This is a genomic window from Roseateles toxinivorans (genome assembly GCF_004362525.1).
Taxonomy (GTDB): domain Bacteria; phylum Pseudomonadota; class Gammaproteobacteria; order Burkholderiales; family Burkholderiaceae_C; genus Paucibacter; species Paucibacter toxinivorans.
Window position 1 is genome coordinate 80,166 of record NZ_SNXS01000003.1, and the last position, 17,369, is coordinate 97,534.

Below are 17,369 nucleotides of genomic sequence, written 5' to 3' on the forward strand. Positions count from 1 at the left end.
GGCCCGGTGTGCCGGCCAGCAGACGCAAGCCGTTCGAAACCGGAGGCAATGACGATGAGCAAGAAGGCCGTGAACAAGACACAGGGCGAAGCCGAAGCTGAGCCGGCGCCGGCCCGGCCCGCGCGTGAGGAGTACGAAGCCCAGTTGCGCCTGCTGCAGATCGAGCTGGTCAAGCTGCAGCGGCACTTCATTCGCTGCGGGCAGCAGATACTGGTCATCGTGGAGGGGCGCGACGGGGCGGGCAAGGACGGCAGCATCAAGCGCGTCATCGAGCACCTCAGCCCCCGCGAGACCCGTGTGGTGGCCCTGGGCGCACCCTCGGACCGTGAACGCCATGCCTGGTACTTCCAGCGCTATGTGGCCCAGCTGCCGGTGGCCCAGGAGCTGGTGTTCTTCAACCGAAGCTGGTACAACCGCGCCGGCGTCGAGCGCGTGATGGGCTTCTGCAGTGAAACAGAGTACGAAGACTTCATGCTGTCTGTGCCCAGCTTCGAGGCGCTGCTGGTTCACTCCGGCATCAAGCTGCTGAAGTACTACCTCGATATCGACAGGGACGAGCAGAAGCGTCGCCTCGCCGCCCGCCTGCGCGACCCGCTCACCCAGTGGAAGAGCAGCCCGGTCGATGCGGTGGCACTTAAGCACTGGAAGGCCTATTCCCATGCACGCGACACGATGCTGCTGCGCACCCACACCGAGGCAGCGCCCTGGCATGTGGTGCGCGCCAATGACAAGCGTCTGGCCAGGCTGAATCTGATCCGCGACATCCTGTCGCGGCTGGACTATGACGGCAGGCGAGCCAAGCTGGTGCGGCCCGATCCGGCGATCGCCTTCGAGTTCACTCCGGACTGTCTGGTGAACGGTCGCCTGGCGCGCTGAAGGTTCTCAGTCACTCAATCCGATTCCGTTGCGACCATGTCGCGCCCTTGCAGAGACGCCGTGACCAGGCCCTTGACGAGTTCTCGCTGAGCCTCGTCGTGCGTGCGCACCACCAGCACCGTGTTGCCGACCTGGATCGCGTCGCGCAGCAAGTCCGAGAACTTGCCCTGCTTGCTGCCCGCACCGGCCACGGCGCCGACGACACCGCCCAGGCTGGCGAACCAGCCCAGCATCGCCAGCGGCGCAATCAGCGGGCTGGCCACGAACAGGGTCACGTTGGCGGCGACCAGTGCCACGGTGCCCAGCACGCCGACGCCGGTGCCCACGGCGGTGCCGATGGCGCCGTCCATGAGCACGTGTTTGAGCACCTCGTCGCTGCCTTCCTCGGCAGCCTGTGCCGCATGCTCGGAGTGCAGGAAGATGTCGCCGTCGGCGATGCCGGCGCCGAGCAGGTGCTGGCGCACGCCCTGCGCCTCAGACTTGGTCGGGTAGAGCGCGGAAATCTTGTGCATGCTTGATTCCATGATGACCTCAGATGGTTGGAGTGGCCAGGGCGTGCACCTTCACACGCTCACTGATGTCCGAGCCCACGCCGCGGTAGCCGATGAAGGCGCTGCCGGCGTCGAACATCGGTTCGCCGCTGACCTGCAGGTATTGCACCGTGCCGTTGGTCAGTGTGCGGCTGTAGATATGGTCCAGGAAGGGGCGACGGGCGGCGATATTGGCGTCGAGCTGGGCGCGCTCGTCCGAGTTCCAGCGCGGCGCGGGCTGATCCACGCTCGCATCGGCGGGAGTCTCCATACCCAGCATCTCGAACACCGGGCCCGAGGTCTTGGTGAACACGCCGGCGGCGTCCTGCTCCCAGTACCAGTCGGACGACAGCTCGGCCAGGCTCTTGAAGCGGGCCTCGCTGTCGCGCAGCGCGGCGGTGCGCTCCAGCACCTTCTGCTCCAGCAACATATTGTGCAGAGCGAGCTGGCGGTAGAGCAGGCGCACCTCCAGCATATTGCGGATGCGGGTCTGCACCTCCACCAACTCAAACGGCTTGCTGACGAAGTCTTTGGCGCCGGCCTGCAGCGCGCGCAGCTTGTGGCCGGGCTGGGCGGTGATCACCAGCACCGGCAGATAGCCGCCGGTCTCGATGCCGGTGAGCGCCTCCATGACCTCGAAGCCATCCATCTCGGGCATCTGCAGGTCCAGCAGTATCAGGTCGTAGCGGTGCCGCAGATGCAGGCCGCAGACCGCCTTGGGGTCCATCGTCGAGCTGCAGTTGCCGTAGCCGGCGTCGCGCAGCATGCGCTCCAGCAGCAGCACATTGGCCGCTTGGTCATCGACGATCAGGATGCTGGCATTGAGGATTTCGGCGGGGTCTAGCATGGGGGGCCTCAGTCGGTGGGCAGCAGTTCGGGTGGGGTGGTCTGGGCCAGGGCGAGATCGAGCGCCTCCATGAACTCATCGACCTTGATCGGCTTGGTCAGGTAGCGGAAGAAGCCGGCCGCCAGCCCCTTCTCGACATCGCGCAGCATGGCATTGGCCGACAGGGCCAGCACCGGAATGTGCGCGGTGGCGCGGTCGTTCTGCAGCATGGCCAGCGCGCCAAAGCCGCTGAGGCCGGGCAGATTGATGTCCATCAAGATCAGGTCGGGCGCGAAGCTGCGCGCCATCTGCACGCCGCTGTGGCCATCGATGGCCGTCAATAGGCGCAGGTCGCTGCGTCGGGCGATCAGGCGCTCGACCAGGGACAGATTGGCCGGGTTGTCCTCGACGTACAAGAGCGTGCGCTGCGACGAGGGCGGCAACTGGACCACCGCCTCATCGGTATGCAGGGCTTCGCGGAAAGGCTCGTCCAGCAACAGCTCCGGTGCGCCGGCCAGCCCCAGCTCGACCCAGAACACGCTGCCCACGCCGACCTGGCTTTCCACGCCCATCGTGCCGCCCATCAGCTCGACCAGCTGGCGCGTCACCACCAGGCCGATGCCGGTGCCTTCCTCGCTGCCGGTTTCCTGGCCGAGGCGGTTGAAGGGCTGGAACATCTGCGCCAGCTGGTCCGTACTGAGGCCGATGCCGGTGTCCTGGATGCTCAGCCGCACCCGCGTTTCGGCGCTCATGCCGCATTGCACGATCACGGCGCCGCCATCGCGGTTGTACTTGATCGCGTTGGACAGCAGATTGATCACCACCTGCTTGAGCCGGGTGCGGTCGGCATGCACATAGAAGCGGCCGTCGATGCGCGGCAGCATGACCTGGATGCCGCGCTTGCGGGCCTGCGGCTCCACCATCGCCTGGCAGTCCTGCAGCACCTCGGTCAGCGACATCGACTCCTGCGAGATCGAGACCTTGCCCGACTCGATCATCGCCAGGTCCAGGATCTCGTTGATCAGCCGCAGCAGATACCAGCCCGATTGCAGGATCTGGTCGATCGACAGCTTCTGCGATGCACTCGGTGGCGGCTGCTCCGAGGCCATCAGCTGGGCAAAACCGAGCACCGCATTCAGCGGCGAGCGCAGCTCGTGGCTCATGCTGGACAGGAAGTCCGACTTGGCCAGATTGGCCTTCTCGGCCACTGCCTTGGCCAGCTCAAGCTCGGCATTGCCCTGCTGCAACATCGCCTCGAACTGCTTGCGCTCGGTGATGTCGCGGGCCGCCGCGAACACGCCCTGCACCTTGCGCTCGCGGTCGTGGAAAGTGGTGGCGTTGTAGGACACCACGGTCTCGCGGCCATCGACGGCCTGGGCAGTCAACTCATAGTTGGTGACCTTGCCCTCGCGCAGCACACGGGTGATGGCCTCCTCGGCACGCTGCGGGTCGGTGAAGTAGTTCTTGAACGGGGCGCCGATCAGCTCGTCGCGGCTGCAGCCGGTCAAGGTGGCCATCTGCTGGTTGACGTCGCTGATGATGCCGCGCAGGTCGGTGGTCATCAGCGCATCGATATTCGATTCGATCAGCGAGCGGGTGTAGAACTGCTGGTCGCGCAGGCGCTGGTCGAGCAGGGCCTGCTCGGCCTCGACCTGCTTGCGCGCGGTGTTGTCGGTGCCTATCAGCAGGTAGCCGATGATGGCGTCCTGCGCGTCACGCAACGCCGTCACCGACACCAGGGCCGGCAGCCGGCTGCCGTCCTTGCGGATATAGGTCAGCTCGTAGATGTCTTCGATGCCGCGCGAGGCCTTGAACACCAGCGCCTCGAAGCCGGGGGTAATGGCGGCGTCCAGTTCCTGGCTCAGGGTGGCGGCACGGGCGATCAACTCCTGGGCGTCGGAGATGTCGGCCGGGGTGACCTTGTTGACCACATCGGCCGCCTGGTAGCCCAGCATGCGTTCGGCACCGACGTTGAAGATCTGGATCACGCCCTGCGCATCGGTGGCGATGCTGGAGAAGTTGGCGCTGTTGAAGATCGCGTCCTGCAGCGCGCCGGCAATCACAAAGGGTTGCGCGGTCGGGGCCACGGCCATGGCGGGCGAGGGCGTCTGGCCCAGGGCCAGCAGCAGGCGCGTGTACCAGCGTGTCAGTGACTCGATCAGGGGCATGTTCAGTGTTTCTAGCGTTGCCTGACGTCGCACAGCAGGCGCGCCAGTTCCTTCTTGACGACGCCGTAGCATTCGCAGACCCGACCCTCCAGGCCGGCCCGGTCCACCACGGTGATATGGCCGCGGCGGTAGCGGATGAAACCCTGGGTCTGCAAGTGGCTGGCCGCCTCGGACACCCCCTCGCGGCGCACGCCCAGGGTGCTGGCGATCAGGTCGTGGGTGATGGTCAGCTCGTTGCCGGGCAGGCGGTCCAGGGTGAATAGCAGCCAGCGGCACAGCTGCTGCGACAAGGAGTGGTGGCGGTTGCAGGCGGCCGTCTGCGCCATCTGCGTGATCAGGGCCTGGGTGTAGCGCAGCAGCAGGCGCAGCACCGGCCCGGTGCGCTTGAACTCGTCCATCAGCAGGGCCGAACCCAGCCGGTAGCCATGGCCACCCGTCTGCACCACCGCGCGGCTGGGCGTGGAGTTGCCACCCATGAACAGCGATATGCCCAGCATGCCCTCGTTGCCGACGCCGGCGATCTCCGACGAGCCGCCGTTCTCCAGCACATAGTGCAGCGAGACGATGGCCGTGGTCGGGAAATAGACGTGACGCTGCTTGCCGCCCGACTCATAGAGCACCTCGCCCAGCGGCATGGTGATCAACTCCAGCTGCGGGGCCAGACGGTCGAACTCGGCATCCAGCAGGGCGGCCAGCAGATGATTCTGGTTCGGATTGTGGGTGCCGGACAGGTCAGGGGTCATGGCTTGCGTGGCGTGGCTGGCGTAGGAGTCGGGCGCCAGCAGCAGGGCCTGGGCATGGCGGCAGCGCCGCGCCTCGGGAGGGGCATGGCTCTGTGCCTGAGCTCACCCTAGGGCCCAGGCTTGGACCTGTCTGTACGCTGGCGTACACAGCAGCCGGACACATTCCGGCAACGAAGCAGCAATGAGGCCGGCCCATGCTGAGCCCCATGATGAAATATGCGTTGGCGCACAGACCGGTTGGCCCCCGGCTGGCAGACTTGAAGCGTCGGCACTCTGAGAGGACATCCATGACACTGCACGGTATGGTGACCGGCCTGCTGCTGCTGGGCCTGGGGGCCTGCTCCAGCCTGCCGAGCGGCCTACCGGCCGGCGGTGGCGTGCAAGTGCCCACGGCCTGGGTTGAATCAGCCGCGTCGGCCCGCTCCACGCCGCTGGCCCGGTGGTGGCTGCGTTTCAATGATCCGCTGCTGGCCGCGCTGATAGCCGAGGCCCTGGACGCCAACCGCTCGGTGAAAAGCGCGGTGGCCGCACTGCGCCAGGCCCGCGCTTTGGGCGATGTGCAGACGGCCGGCCTCGGTCCGTCGCTGGGCCTCAGCGCCTCGGCCCAGCGCAATTACTCTGGCGCCAGCCGCAGCAGCAGCAATGGCTTTCGTGCCGGGCTGGATGCCGGCTGGGAGCCCGACCTGTTTGGCGGCCAGCGCGCGGGCGTCAGTGCGGCCGACGCCGACACGGCGGCCAGCCTGGCCAGCCTCGGCGACGTGCAGGTGTCGGTGGCAGCCGAGCTGGCCCTGAACTATCTGCAACTGCGCGGGCTGCAGGCGCGCCTGCTGATTGCCCAGGCCAGCCTGGCCAGCCAGCAGGAGACCTTGCAGCTGACCGATTGGCGCGCCGAGGCCGGCCTGGTGGGTTCGCTTGAGCTGGAGCAGGCCCGTGCCGCCGTGGCGCAGACCCAGGCGCAACTGCCGGCCCTGCAGGCGGCGGCACTGCAGACCGAGCATGCGATTGCGGTGCTGACCGGCCAGGCACCGGCCGCGCTGCACGGGCGCCTGGTGGCGGTCGAGCGCACGCCACAGGCCAGCGATGACCTGGTGCTGGCCTTCCCGGCCGAGACGCTGCGCCAGCGCCCCGATGTGCGTGCCGCCGAGGCTCGCGTTGCCGCCGCCTGGGCCCGGATGCGGCAAGCCGATGCGGCGCGCTATCCGAGCTTCCAGCTGAGCGGCTCGCTGGGCCTGAGTTCGCTGGCCCTGGGCTCGCTGACCAGCGGGTCCTCGGTGGCGGCCGGCCTGCTGGGCAGTGTCTCGGCCTCGCTGTTCGACGGCGGCGCGGCGCGGGCCCGGGTGCGGGCCCAGGAGGCCGGGTTCGACCAGGTGCAGTCGACCTATGAGGCCACCGTGCTGGCGGCGCTGCAGGAGGTGGAGGACGCGCTGGTCGCCCTGCGCCATGACCGCGAGCGCCTGCAATACCTGCGCGCCGCCGCCGAGTCGGCGCAGAGCGCCGCCCTGCTGGCCCGCCAGCGCTACAGCAGCGGCCTGGTGGACTTCCAGGTCGTGCTGGAGACGCAGCGCAATGCGCTCGGCACCCAAGACAGCGTCGCCAACCTGCTGGCCACCCTCAACACCGACCATGTGCGTCTGTACAAGGCGCTGGGTGGTGGCTGGGTGCCCGACCAAGACAACACGATCCGCGTATCGCCCGCCAAGCCATGAACATGCCCTCGTCGACCCCACCCAAGCCCGTCACCCCGCCGGCCGCTGGCGATATTGCCACCCTGCTGGACGATCCCGGGCGGCAGCCCTGGTGGCGGCGCTGGACCCTCTGGCTGGGCCTCGCGCTGCTGATGGCGGCGGGAGCCGGCTGGTACTTCTGGCAGCGGCAGCAGGCCAGCGATGCCGCGCCCGCCTACACCACCGAAGCGGTGACCCGTGGTGACCTGACCCTGTCGGTCACCGCCAACGGCACCTTGCAGCCCACGCGGGCGGTGAACATCGGCAGCGAGCTGTCGGGCACGATCAGCAGCGTGCTGGTGGATGTGAACGACCGCGTCAAGAAGGGTCAGGTCCTGGTGCGGCTGGACACGGCCAAGCTGTCCGGCCAGATCGCCCGCTCGCGCGCCTCGCTGGCCGCCGCCCAGGCCAGGGTGCTGCAGGCCGCCGCGACCGTGAAGGAGGCGCGCAGCAATCTGGCCCGGCTGGAGGAGGTGGCGCGCCTGTCGGGCGGCAAGGTGCCGTCCAAGGCCGAGCTGGACAGCGGCCGCGCCGGCCTGGACCGGGCCGTCGCCGATGAAACCAGTGCCCGCGCCGGTGTCGCCGACGCGCAGGCGGCACTGGGCACCGACGAGATCAATCTGTCCAAGGCCTCGATCCAGTCGCCGATCGACGGCGTGGTGCTGACCCGCTCGGTGGAACCGGGCAACGCGGTGGCCGCTTCGCTGCAGGCCGTGACCCTGTTCGCTATCGCCGAGGACCTGGCCAAGCTCAGGCTGCAGGTGAATGTGGACGAGGCCGATGTCGGCTCGGTGCAGGTCGGCCAGAAGGCCAGCTTCACCGTCAGCGCCTACCCCAGCCGCCAATACCCGGCCAAGGTGACGCGCGTCGCCTTCGGGTCCACCACCACCGACAACGTGGTGACCTACATCACCTATCTGGAGGTCGACAACACCGACCTCAGCTTGCGCCCGGGCATGACGGCCACCGCCACGATTGCCGCCCGGCAGGCCAGCGATGTGCTGCTGGTGCCCAGCAGCGCCCTGCGCTTCAACCCGGCTGCTGCGGCGGCCAAGCAGGCGGCGGCCGCCAGCAACAGCGGCAGCCTGGTTTCCAAGCTGATGCCGCAACGGCCCGGTGGCCAGGGCCAGCGCCGCGCCGGTGGCAATGGTGGAGGGCAGGGCGGCTCGGCCAAGCGCCAGGTCTGGGTCTTGCGCGACGGCCAGGCGGTGGCGGTCGCCGTCACTGCCGGCATCAGCGACGGCCGCCTGACCGAGGTCACGAGCCCGGAGTTGAAGGTCGGCATGGCGGTGATCACCGACCAGCGCAGTGGGGCTTTGAGGTGAGCGAGGCGGTCGACAAGCTGCCGCTGATACGCCTGCGCGGCATCACCAAGGTCTATGGCGAGGGCCAGGCGCAGCTGATGGCGCTGAAGGGCATTGATCTGGACATCCACGCCGGCGAGTTCATTGCCGTGATGGGCCCCAGCGGCTCGGGCAAGTCGACGGCGATGAACACCCTCGGCTGCCTGGATACGCCGAGCGCGGGCGAGTATCTGTTCCAGGGCGTGCATGTCGAGCGGCTGTCGCGCGACCAGCGGGCGCGGCTGCGGCGGCGCTTCCTGGGCTTCGTGTTCCAGGGCTATAACCTGCTGGCCCGCACCTCGGCGCAGGAGAACGTCGAGCTGCCGCTGCTCTACCGCGGCGAGAGCGCGGCGATGCGCCGACAGGCGGCCCAGGAGGCGCTGGCTTCGGTCGGCCTGGCCGGCTGGGAGACGCACACGCCGGCCGAGCTGTCCGGGGGGCAGCAGCAGCGCGTGGCGATCGCGCGCGCCATCGTCACCCAGCCCGCCGTGTTGCTGGCCGACGAGCCGACCGGCAATCTGGACACGGCGCGCAGCCGCGAGATCATGGACCTGATACGGATGCTCAATGTGCAACGCGGCATCACCGTGGTGATGGTCACCCACGAGCCCGATATGGCGGCCTATGCGCGCCGCCTGGTGCGCTTCGTCGATGGCGAGATCGCCAGCGACGAGCCCAACCCGCATCCGGTCGGCGAAGGCGCCGACACGAGCGTGGCCCTGCCGGCCTGAGGAACCCACGATGCTGCTCAATTCACTGCTGCTGGCCCTGCGCGAGATCCGCCGCAACCTGCTGCGCTCGTTTCTGACCATCCTGGGCATCGTCATCGGCGTCAGCGCCGTGATCACCATGGTCACACTGGGCAAGGGCGCGACCCAGTCGGTGCAGGACCAGATCGCCGGCCTGGGCAGCAATCTGCTGATGGTGCGGCCGGGCCAGCGCCAGGGCCCCGGCGGCGGCGGCGGCGCGCCCAGCTTCAAGGAGACCGACATCGACGCCATCGCCACGCAGATCGGCGGCGTCAGGGCGGTGGCACCCGAGGTGCGCACCGGTGTGACGGTGGTGGCCAACGGCCGCAACTGGGCCAGCAGCGTGACCGGCAGCAGCAATGCCTATTTCGACACCAGCAACTGGAAGCTGGCCAGCGGCCGCATCTTCAGCGAGGCCGAGCTGCGCGCCGGCGCCGCCGTCTGCCTGATCGGCGAGACGCCGCGCCGCGAGCTGTTCGGCAGCCTGCCGTCCCTGGGTGCGCAGCTGCGCGTCAAGCAGTTCAGCTGCGAGATCATCGGTGTGCTGGCCTCCAAGGGCCAGGGCGCGATGGGCAATGACCAGGACGATATGGTGCTGGTGCCGCTGCACACCTTGCAACGCCGCGTCACCGGCAACCAGCGCATCTCGACCCTGCTGGTCTCAATGCAGGACGACACCGACAGCGAGCGCCTGAAGGCCAGCCTGACGGATCTGCTGCGCGAGCGCCGCAAGCTCAGCGCCGGCGATGAGAGCAACTTCAACATCCTCGACACCAAGCAGATCGCCGACACGCTGTCGGGCACGACGCAGATCATGACCACGCTGCTGGGTGCCGTGGCGGCGGTGAGCCTGCTGGTGGGCGGCATCGGCATCATGAACATCATGCTGGTCAGCGTCAGCGAACGTACCCGCGAGATCGGCGTGCGCCTGGCCATAGGTGCGCTGGAGCGTGAGGTGCTGCTGCAGTTCCTGATCGAGGCGGTGGTGCTGGCCGCGCTGGGCGGGCTGATGGGTATCGCGCTGGCCACCGTGGCCTCGATTGCGCTGGCCCAACTGATGGGGCTGCCCTACCTCTTCGATCCGGCGATCAACCTGCTGTCGTTCGCTTTCTCGGCGGCGATTGGCGTGGTCTTCGGCTTTGTGCCGGCGCGGCGGGCGGCGCAGCTGAATCCGATTGAGGCGTTGCGGCATGAGTGATAGGTCGGCGTTGGGTGGCGGCGCAGCCGCAGCCCCGCCAGCCGCCGGGCTTCAGTGCGGGGGTCTTCGACTACCTTGCGGTGCTCGTACCTTGGGCCGGTCGCGCAACTCGCCCCGTTCGCTTCGCTCACTAAGCTCGGACAAACGCGCCCAGTCAGTTTATTGATCCGCACGCTGGCGCGTGCTGGCCCAAGCCGCTGCGCTCCTCAGCCCCGCACAGGCGCCCGTCGACCGGCGGGGCTGCGCCTGCGCTGATGCACCGTGGCGTGGCAAAAGCTGGGCGACGCCGGCTCGCAATGCGCCACCGGCAGCGAAGGCATGGCTAGAGCCGTGCGCTGGCAGACAGACATTCGCCGCCACTTTTATCACTATTGATCGTGGATTGCGTCGAATGATGTAGATCAATGCAAGTCGCTGCGTGCGTCGCGATCATCAGCGCCCGAGGCCATGAAAGGATCACGATGAGTACGCTGACATCCCAAGCCACACCCAAGGCATTACCGGAAAAGTCCGCGGCGGTCGCCGCCGCTCCGGCCAGGCTCTCGCTGGGCCTGCTGACCGCCCTTGTCGTGGGTTCCATCATCGGCAGCGGCATCTTCGGTCTGCCGCAGAACATGGCGGCCGGCGCGGGGGCCGGGGCGGTGCTGATTGGCTGGTTGATCACCGGCGCTGGCATGCTGAGCCTGGCCCTGCTGTACCAGATGATTGCGCTGCGCAAGCCGGCGCTGAACAACGGCGTCTATGCCTATGCCCGGGCGATTGCCGGCGACTATGTCGGCTTCAACTCGGCCTGGGGCTACTGGGTCAGCGCCTGGCTGGGCAACGTCGGCTATCTGGTCGCGGCCTTTGGCGCCCTGGGCTACTTCTTCCCGGCCTTCGGCGAGGGCAATACGACCGCCGCCGTGATCGGTGCCTCGGTCGTGCTGTGGGTCGTGCACGGGCTGGTGCTCAAGGGCATCAAGGGCGCGGCGGTGCTGAATGCCGTGGTCACCGTGGCCAAGGTGCTGCCGCTGCTGCTGTTCATCGTGCTGGTGGCGCTGGCCTTTCAGGTCGATGTGTTCACGCTCAGTCTGTGGGGCGACGCCAAGCTCGGTTCGGTGCTGGACCAGGTCAAGAGCACGATGCTCGTCACGGTCTGGGTGTTCATCGGCATCGAGGGCGCCAGCGTCTATTCGGCCCGGGCGCGCAACCGTGCCGATGTGGGCAAGGCGACGATCGCCGGTTTCCTGATCACGCTGGCGCTGCTGATGGCGGTATCGCTGCTGTCGCTGGGCATCCTGAGCCAGCCGGACCTGGCCGGGCTGAAGAACCCTTCGATGGCCGGCGTGCTCGAAAAGGCGGTCGGCACCTGGGGCGCGGTGCTGATCTATATCGGTGTGATCGTCTCGGTCGGTGGCGGCTTTCTGGCCTGGACGCTGCTGGCGGCCGAGTCGCTGTTCACCCCGGCCGGCGATGGCGTGATGCCCAAGGCGCTGGCGAAGCAGAACGGGCAGGGCGTGCCCGCCAACGCGATGTGGTTGACCAGCGGCATGGTGCAGCTGTTCCTGCTCGTGACCCTGTTCTCCAAGGCCTCGTACCTGGCGCTGATCTCGCTGTCCACCGCGATGATCCTGCTGCCCTATCTGTTCAGCGCCGTCTATGGGTTGGTGCTGGCACTGCGCCGTGAAGGCGAAGCCGGCACGCTGCGCGGCATCGATCTGCCGATCACCGGGCTTGCCACCGTCTACTGCGTCTGGCTGCTGTATGCCGCGGGCCCGAAGTACCTGCTGCTCAGCGCCTTGCTCTACGCACCGGGCGCACTGGTCTTCATGCTGGCCAAGCGTGAGCAGGGCAGGCCGCTGTTCCGTTCATTCGAGTGGGCGCTGTTTGCGGCGCTGGTGGCGTTGGCGCTGCTGTCGGGCTACTGGTTGAGTGCCGGCAAGCTGGCCCTTTGATTCCTGGGAGAGAAAAGATGAGCTATGGCGTGCATTCCGAAGTCGGCGTTCTGCGCAAGGTGCTGGTCTGCCGGCCGGGCCTGGCCCAGGCGCGGCTGACGCCGGCCAATTGCAAGGAACTGCTGTTCGACGATGTGCTATGGGTCTCGCAGGCGCGCAACGACCACCATGTGTTCACCAATGCGATGGGCGAGCGCGGCGTCGAGGTGCTGGAGTTGCACCAGCTGCTGGCCGAGGTCGTGGCACTGCCCGAGCCCCGCGCCTGGCTGCTGGACCGCAAGCTCGGCCCTGACTTCATCGATCCCGAGGCCGCGGCCGAGCTGCGCCCCTGGCTGGAGGCGCTGACACCGCAAAAGCTGGCCGAGCATCTGATCGGCGGCCTGCTGCGCGGCGAGCTGCCGTTCGCGGTGCCGGGCCTGAGCGCCCAATGCCTGGGCGCGGCGGACTTTCTATTGCCGCCACTGCCCAACACCCTGTTCACCCGCGACTCCAGCTGCTGGATAGGCGATGGCGCGGTGCTGGGCGCGATGTACTGGCCGGCACGCCGCCACGAGACGCTCTTGATGACGGCCGTCTATCGCTTCCACCCGGCCTTCAAGGGCCAGATCACCGAATGGTGGGGCGACCCCGACCGTGGCCACGGCCAGGCCTCGATCGAGGGCGGCGATGTGATGCCGCTGGGCAATGGCCTGGTGCTGATAGGCATGGGCGAGCGCAGCTCGCCGCAGGCGGTCAGCCAGCTGGCGCGACGACTGTTCGCGCAAGGAGCTGCCAGCCGGGTGATTGCCGCGCAGCTGCCAAAATCGCGTGGGGCGATGCACCTGGACACGGTGTTCACCTTCTGCGACCGCGATCTGGTCACCGTCTTCCCCGAGGTCGTGGCCGAGATACGCGCGTTCAGTCTGCGGCCGGGCGAGGCGAGCGGCGCGCTGGATGTGCGCGCCGAAACCCAGCCCTTCCTCGATGTGGTCGCCGAGGCCATGGGCCTGAAGGCCCTGCGCGTCGTGCAGACCGGCGGCGACGGCTTCGAGGCCGAACGCGAGCAGTGGGACGACGGCAACAATCTGCTGGCCCTGGCCCCGGGCGTGGTGATGGCCTACAACCGCAATGTCTACACCAACACGCTGCTGCGCAAGGCCGGCGTCGAGGTCATCACGATACCCAGCAGCGAACTGGGCCGCGGTCGCGGTGGCAGCCACTGCATGAGCTGCCCGGTGCAGCGCGATCCTCTCTGACACCCTCACCAAGGCCACACCATGAGCTTCAATCTGCGCAACCGTTCGCTGCTGGACCTGGCCGATTTCGAGCCGCGCGACATCCGCTATCTGCTTGACCTGGCGGCCGAGCTGAAGCGCTCCAAATATGCTGGCAACGAGATGCAGCGCCTGCAGCGCAAGAATATCGCCCTGGTGTTCGAGAAGGCCTCGACACGCACGCGCTGCGCCTTCGAAGTGGCGGCCCACGACCAGGGCGCCCATGTCACCTATATCGACCCGGCCAGCTCGCAGATCGGCCACAAGGAGTCGCTGAAGGACACTGCCCGCGTGCTGGGCCGCATGTATGACGGCATCGAGTACCGGGGCTTCCACCAGAGCGTGGTCGAGGAGCTGGCGCGCTTCTCGCATGTGCCGGTCTGGAACGGGCTGACCGACGAGTCGCACCCGACCCAGATCCTGGCCGACCTGCTGACGATGGAGGAGTTCGGCGAGAAGCCGCTGCACGAGATGTCGTTCTGCTACATCGGCGACGCGCGCTTCAATATGGGTTGCTCGCTGCTGATCGGCGGTGTGCAGATGGGCATGGATGTGCGCATTGCCGCGCCGCCCGGCCTGCAGCCGCCGGCCGAGCTGGTGGCGTCCATGCACGTCTTGGCCGAGCGCACCGGCGCCAGGATCACCATCGTGGCCGACCCGCTGAAGGCCGTGGCAGGTGCCGATTTCATCTACACCGATGTCTGGGTGTCCATGGGCGAACCCAAGGAGGTTTGGGCACAGCGCATCGAACAGCTGCTGCCCTACCAGGTGACGCCCGCACTGATGCTCGCCACCGGCAAGCCGCGCACCAAGTTCATGCACTGCCTGCCGGCGCTGCACAACCTCGACACCGAGCTGGGCCGCCAGCTGCACGAGCAGTTCGGCCTGACGGCGCTGGAGGTCACCGACGAGGTGTTCGAGTCAGAGGCCTCCATCGTCTTCACCCAGGCCGAGAACCGCGTGCACACGATCAAGGCGGTGCTGGTCGCCACGCTGGCATGAAGCTGGTCATTGCGTTGGGCGGCAATGCGCTGCTGCGCCGGGGCCAGGACTTGAGTGCCGGCAACCAGCTGGCCAATATTCGTCGCGCCGCAGCGCAGATTGCTCTGGTGGCACCGGGCAACGACCTCGTGCTGACCCACGGCAATGGCCCTCAGGTCGGCCTGCTGGCCCTGCAGTCGGCCGCCTATGCGACGGTTCAGACCTATCCGCTCGACGTGCTGGGCGCGCAGACCGACGGCATGATTGGCTATTTGCTGGAGCAGGAGCTGAGCAATCTGCTGCCCGAACGGGTGGTGGCAACCTTGATGACGCGCATCGCCGTTGATCTGTCCGACCCGGCCTTTGCCTCGCCGACCAAGCCGATCGGCCCGGTCTACACGCAGGCCGAGTCGGAGCGCATCGCGGCCGAGCAGGGCTGGACGATGGCGCCCGACGGCAAGGCCTTCCGCCGCGTCGTGCCCTCACCGGCGCCAAAGTCCGTGCTGGGCCTGCAGCCGATCCGCTGGTTGCTGGCGCAGGGCGCGCTGGTGGTGGCGGCCGGCGGGGGTGGCATTCCGGTGGCGGCCGATGCGCAGGGCAGGCTGCAGGGCGTCGAGGCGGTGATTGACAAGGACGCCTGCTCCAGCTTGCTGGCCCGCGATCTGGGCGCCGACTGCCTGGTCATCGCCACCGATGTCGACACCGTCTATCTGGACTTCGGATTGCCCACGCAGCGGGCCGTGGGCCATGTGGCTCCCGAGGCCTTGGCTTCAGTGCGCTTCCCGGCGGGATCGATGGGCCCCAAGGTGGAAGCCGCCTGTGACTTTGTGCGCGCCACCGGCCAACGCGCGGTAATCGGCTCGCTGGACCGTATCGAGGCGATGCTGCGCGGCGAGGCCGGCACGCAGGTCAGCCCCACAGGCGCCCGTACGCTGATTTAGGCCGGGCTGCGCAGGTCGTACTCGCGCAGCATCACCGGCTCGATCGAGCCACCGGCCACGCGGCGGCGCACGGCGGCGGCGAGGTCCTGCTCATGCTTGTGATAGGTTTCCAGCGGGTCGTCGCCCTGCTCGGTGGGGCGGTAGCGGTAGTGCAGTGTGGCGCTGCTGATGCTGGCGCCCACCAGTTGTTCATCGACCATGACCCAGAAGCGTATCGCTCCGGAGTCAGCGTGGTAGTGAGGGGGGTGTGACATGGCGCTCCCTTGGCGGCAATGGAAAAGGCCGCGACGCTGGTCGCGGCCCATGAAAGCCCCGCAGGGCTCCCGGATCAGAACACGCTCAGGCCTTGTGCTTGGCGTCTTTCAGCATTTCTTTGGCGTCGCCCACAACTTTCTGGGTCTTGCCCTCGACCTGCTTGGCAATGCCCTTGACTTGCTGATCGGTGTTGCCTATGACTTCACCGAGCTTTTCCTGCACCTTGCCCAGGGTCTCTTTGGCGGTGCCCTTCACTTGGTCTTTGTTCATGGTGTTTCCTTTCGGTTGATGTTGCAAGGCGGAGCGCGCTGTTGCGCCCCGTGGAGTCAAGATTAGGGCCGGCATCGATCGGCTGACATCGGCACGCGCCGCAAGTCAATGTCGGTGTTGTCCTACCCCGTCAACTCCGCGCCGCTGAGGCCTGCGTCTTGGTGATGGTGTTAGGGTGGGGACATGCACAGCTGCCAGGATCGTGCGTCTGGGCGAGGTCGGGCGTCTGTGCGCCAGCCCACTCATCGAGAGATCACTATGGCCTTGGTCAACGACAATCGCGACGACGCTTCTTCCGGTTCCCGTCCACGGAGGCTCACTCTGGTGAATGTGCCGAATCCCCGCCGCAACCAGCTGCTCGCCGCGCTGCCGCCGGAGGAATGGGCGCGCTGGTTGCCGCAGCTCGAAGCGGTGGAGATGCCTCTGGGTCAGGTGCTGTACGAGTCGGGCGGCCATCTGAGCCATGTCTATTTCCCGACCACCGCCATCGTCTCGCTGCTCTATGTGATGGAAGACGGTGCCTCGGCCGAGATTGCCGTGGTGGGCCACGAGGGGCTGGTCGGCGTGTCGCTGTTCATGGGCGGCGAGTCAACGCCCAGCCGCGCGGTGGTGCAGAGCGCGGGCCAGGGCTTCCGGCTCAAGGCCCACCTGATGCTGCAGGAGTTCAACCGTGCCGGCCCGGTGCTGCACCTGCTGCTGCGCTACACCCAGGCGCTGATCACCCAGATGTCGCAGACGGCGGTGTGCAACCGCCACCATTCGCTGGACCAGCAGCTGTGCCGCTGGCTGCTGCTGAGCCTGGACCGCCTGCCGACCAATGAGCTGGTGATGACGCAGGAGCTGATCGCCAATATGCTGGGTGTGCGCCGTGAGGGCGTGACCGAGGCGGCCGGCCGTCTGCAGGAGGCCGGGCTGATCAGCTACCGGCGCGGCCACATCACCGCCCTGGACCGTCCCGGCCTGGAGCGCCGTGCCTGCGAGTGCTATGCGGTGGTCAAAAAGGAATACGACCGGCTGCTGCCGGCCACCGTGGCGAGCTGAGTTTGTTGGCGCCAGTGTGCGCTGCCAGACAGACGGGCCGATGCAAACCGGCAAGACTTGGACTTGAACCAAAGTCCAAGGAACCGACATGACACTCCATCACCTGATTCCCGCCCGTGCCACCGCGCTGGGTCTGACGCTCGCCGCGTCCGCCGTGCTGATGCTGGGCGGTTGCGCCAGCAACGCCCCCATGCCCACGGCCCAGATGGCAGTGGCCGAGGCCGCCGTGCAGCAGGCCAATAGCAGCAGCACCGCCGAGGGCGCACCGGGCGAGTTGCAGGTGGCGATTGCCAAGCTGGCCAGCGCCCGCGAGGCGGTCGCCGCCAAGGACTACGACCGTGCCACCCGGCTGGCCGAGCAGGCCCAGGTCGATGCCCAGGTGGCCGAGCTGCATGCTCAGTCGACACGCTCGCGCAAGGCCGCGCAGGAGTCGCAAGACGCCGCCCGCGTGCTGCGCGAGGAAATCAGCCGCAAGACCCCGCGCTGATCCATCCACCATCCACATTGTTCGCCGCGCCCCTGCGTGCGGCGAATCAG

Annotated in this window: 17 protein-coding genes; 11 read left to right on the top strand and 6 right to left on the bottom strand. The window is 67.6% G+C overall.

From position 1 onward, the window contains the following. The first annotated feature begins 54 nt into the window (after positions 1-54). Positions 55-876, top strand: a complete 822-nt coding sequence (gene ppk2 / locus DES47_RS11650) for a polyphosphate kinase 2 (protein ID WP_133700889.1) — start codon at positions 55-57, stop codon at positions 874-876. 14 nt (positions 877-890) lie between these two features. On the opposite strand, the gene DES47_RS11655 is transcribed toward ppk2, so the two are convergent. The 4 genes from DES47_RS11655 to DES47_RS11670 all read right to left on the bottom strand — a co-directional run bounded on the left by DES47_RS11655 (position 891) and on the right by DES47_RS11670 (position 5,143). Then, the gene (locus DES47_RS11655) at positions 891-1,388 is read right to left on the bottom strand and encodes a hypothetical protein (protein ID WP_133700890.1); all 498 of its coding nucleotides are present in this window, start codon (positions 1,386-1,388) and stop codon (positions 891-893) included. A 19-nt stretch (positions 1,389-1,407) separates the two neighbouring features. Continuing rightward, a complete protein-coding gene (locus DES47_RS11660; RefSeq protein ID WP_133700891.1) occupies positions 1,408-2,253 on the bottom strand; it encodes a response regulator in 846 nt (281 codons plus the stop codon). 8 nt (positions 2,254-2,261) lie between these two features. After that, the gene (locus DES47_RS11665) at positions 2,262-4,325 is read right to left on the bottom strand and encodes a PAS domain-containing hybrid sensor histidine kinase/response regulator (protein WP_133701542.1); all 2,064 of its coding nucleotides are present in this window, start codon (positions 4,323-4,325) and stop codon (positions 2,262-2,264) included. An 86-nt stretch (positions 4,326-4,411) separates the two neighbouring features. Beyond that, positions 4,412-5,143: a Crp/Fnr family transcriptional regulator gene (locus tag DES47_RS11670; RefSeq protein WP_133700892.1), complete on the bottom strand. Its 732-nt coding sequence runs from the start codon at positions 5,141-5,143 to the stop codon at positions 4,412-4,414. Positions 5,144-5,430: 287 nt separating this feature from the next. Between DES47_RS11670 and DES47_RS11675 the strand changes: the two genes are divergently transcribed. The 8 genes from DES47_RS11675 to arcC all read left to right on the top strand — a co-directional run bounded on the left by DES47_RS11675 (position 5,431) and on the right by arcC (position 15,266). Beyond that, a complete protein-coding gene (locus tag DES47_RS11675; protein WP_133700893.1) occupies positions 5,431-6,849 on the top strand; it encodes an efflux transporter outer membrane subunit in 1,419 nt (472 codons plus the stop codon). A 2-nt stretch (positions 6,850-6,851) separates the two neighbouring features. After that, positions 6,852-8,192 (top strand): efflux RND transporter periplasmic adaptor subunit, encoded by a 1,341-nt coding sequence (locus DES47_RS11680; RefSeq protein ID WP_133700894.1) that lies wholly within the window; start codon positions 6,852-6,854, stop codon positions 8,190-8,192. After that, complete coding sequence (locus DES47_RS11685; protein ID WP_243748274.1) at positions 8,189-8,941, top strand: ABC transporter ATP-binding protein; 753 nt, start codon at positions 8,189-8,191, stop codon at positions 8,939-8,941. The genes DES47_RS11680 and DES47_RS11685 overlap by 4 nt, the downstream gene beginning before the upstream one ends. 10 nt (positions 8,942-8,951) lie before the next feature. After that, positions 8,952-10,157, top strand: a complete 1,206-nt coding sequence (locus tag DES47_RS11690) for an ABC transporter permease (RefSeq protein WP_133700895.1) — start codon at positions 8,952-8,954, stop codon at positions 10,155-10,157. Between the two features lie 461 nt (positions 10,158-10,618). After that, positions 10,619-12,091 (top strand): arginine-ornithine antiporter, encoded by a 1,473-nt coding sequence (gene arcD / locus DES47_RS11695; RefSeq protein ID WP_133700896.1) that lies wholly within the window; start codon positions 10,619-10,621, stop codon positions 12,089-12,091. A gap of 17 nt (positions 12,092-12,108) precedes the next feature. After that, a complete protein-coding gene (arcA, locus tag DES47_RS11700) occupies positions 12,109-13,326 on the top strand; it encodes an arginine deiminase (protein ID WP_133700897.1) in 1,218 nt (405 codons plus the stop codon). A 21-nt stretch (positions 13,327-13,347) separates the two neighbouring features. Beyond that, positions 13,348-14,346, top strand: coding sequence for an ornithine carbamoyltransferase (argF, locus tag DES47_RS11705; RefSeq protein WP_133700898.1), 999 nt, complete (start codon positions 13,348-13,350; stop codon positions 14,344-14,346). Further along, entirely contained in the window at positions 14,343-15,266 is a 924-nt protein-coding gene (gene arcC, locus DES47_RS11710; protein WP_133700899.1) for a carbamate kinase, read from the top strand. The genes argF and arcC overlap by 4 nt, the downstream gene beginning before the upstream one ends. On the opposite strand, the gene DES47_RS11715 is transcribed toward arcC, so the two are convergent. Together DES47_RS11715 and DES47_RS11720 are read right to left on the bottom strand one after the other, a co-directional pair. After that, entirely contained in the window at positions 15,263-15,520 is a 258-nt protein-coding gene (locus DES47_RS11715) for a DUF1488 family protein (protein WP_133700900.1), read from the bottom strand. The genes arcC and DES47_RS11715 overlap by 4 nt on opposite strands. An 85-nt stretch (positions 15,521-15,605) precedes the next feature. Next, the gene (locus tag DES47_RS11720; RefSeq protein ID WP_133700901.1) at positions 15,606-15,791 is read right to left on the bottom strand and encodes a CsbD family protein; all 186 of its coding nucleotides are present in this window, start codon (positions 15,789-15,791) and stop codon (positions 15,606-15,608) included. Positions 15,792-16,115: 324 nt separating this feature from the next. Between DES47_RS11720 and DES47_RS11725 the strand changes: the two genes are divergently transcribed. Beyond that, positions 16,116-16,832 carry a Crp/Fnr family transcriptional regulator gene (locus tag DES47_RS11725; RefSeq protein ID WP_243748275.1) on the top strand — a complete coding sequence of 239 codons (717 nt, stop codon included), beginning with the start codon at positions 16,116-16,118 and terminating at the stop codon, positions 16,830-16,832. An 88-nt stretch (positions 16,833-16,920) separates the two neighbouring features. After that, a complete protein-coding gene (locus tag DES47_RS11730; protein ID WP_133700903.1) occupies positions 16,921-17,319 on the top strand; it encodes a DUF4398 domain-containing protein in 399 nt (132 codons plus the stop codon). Positions 17,320-17,369: the final 50 nt, after the last annotated feature.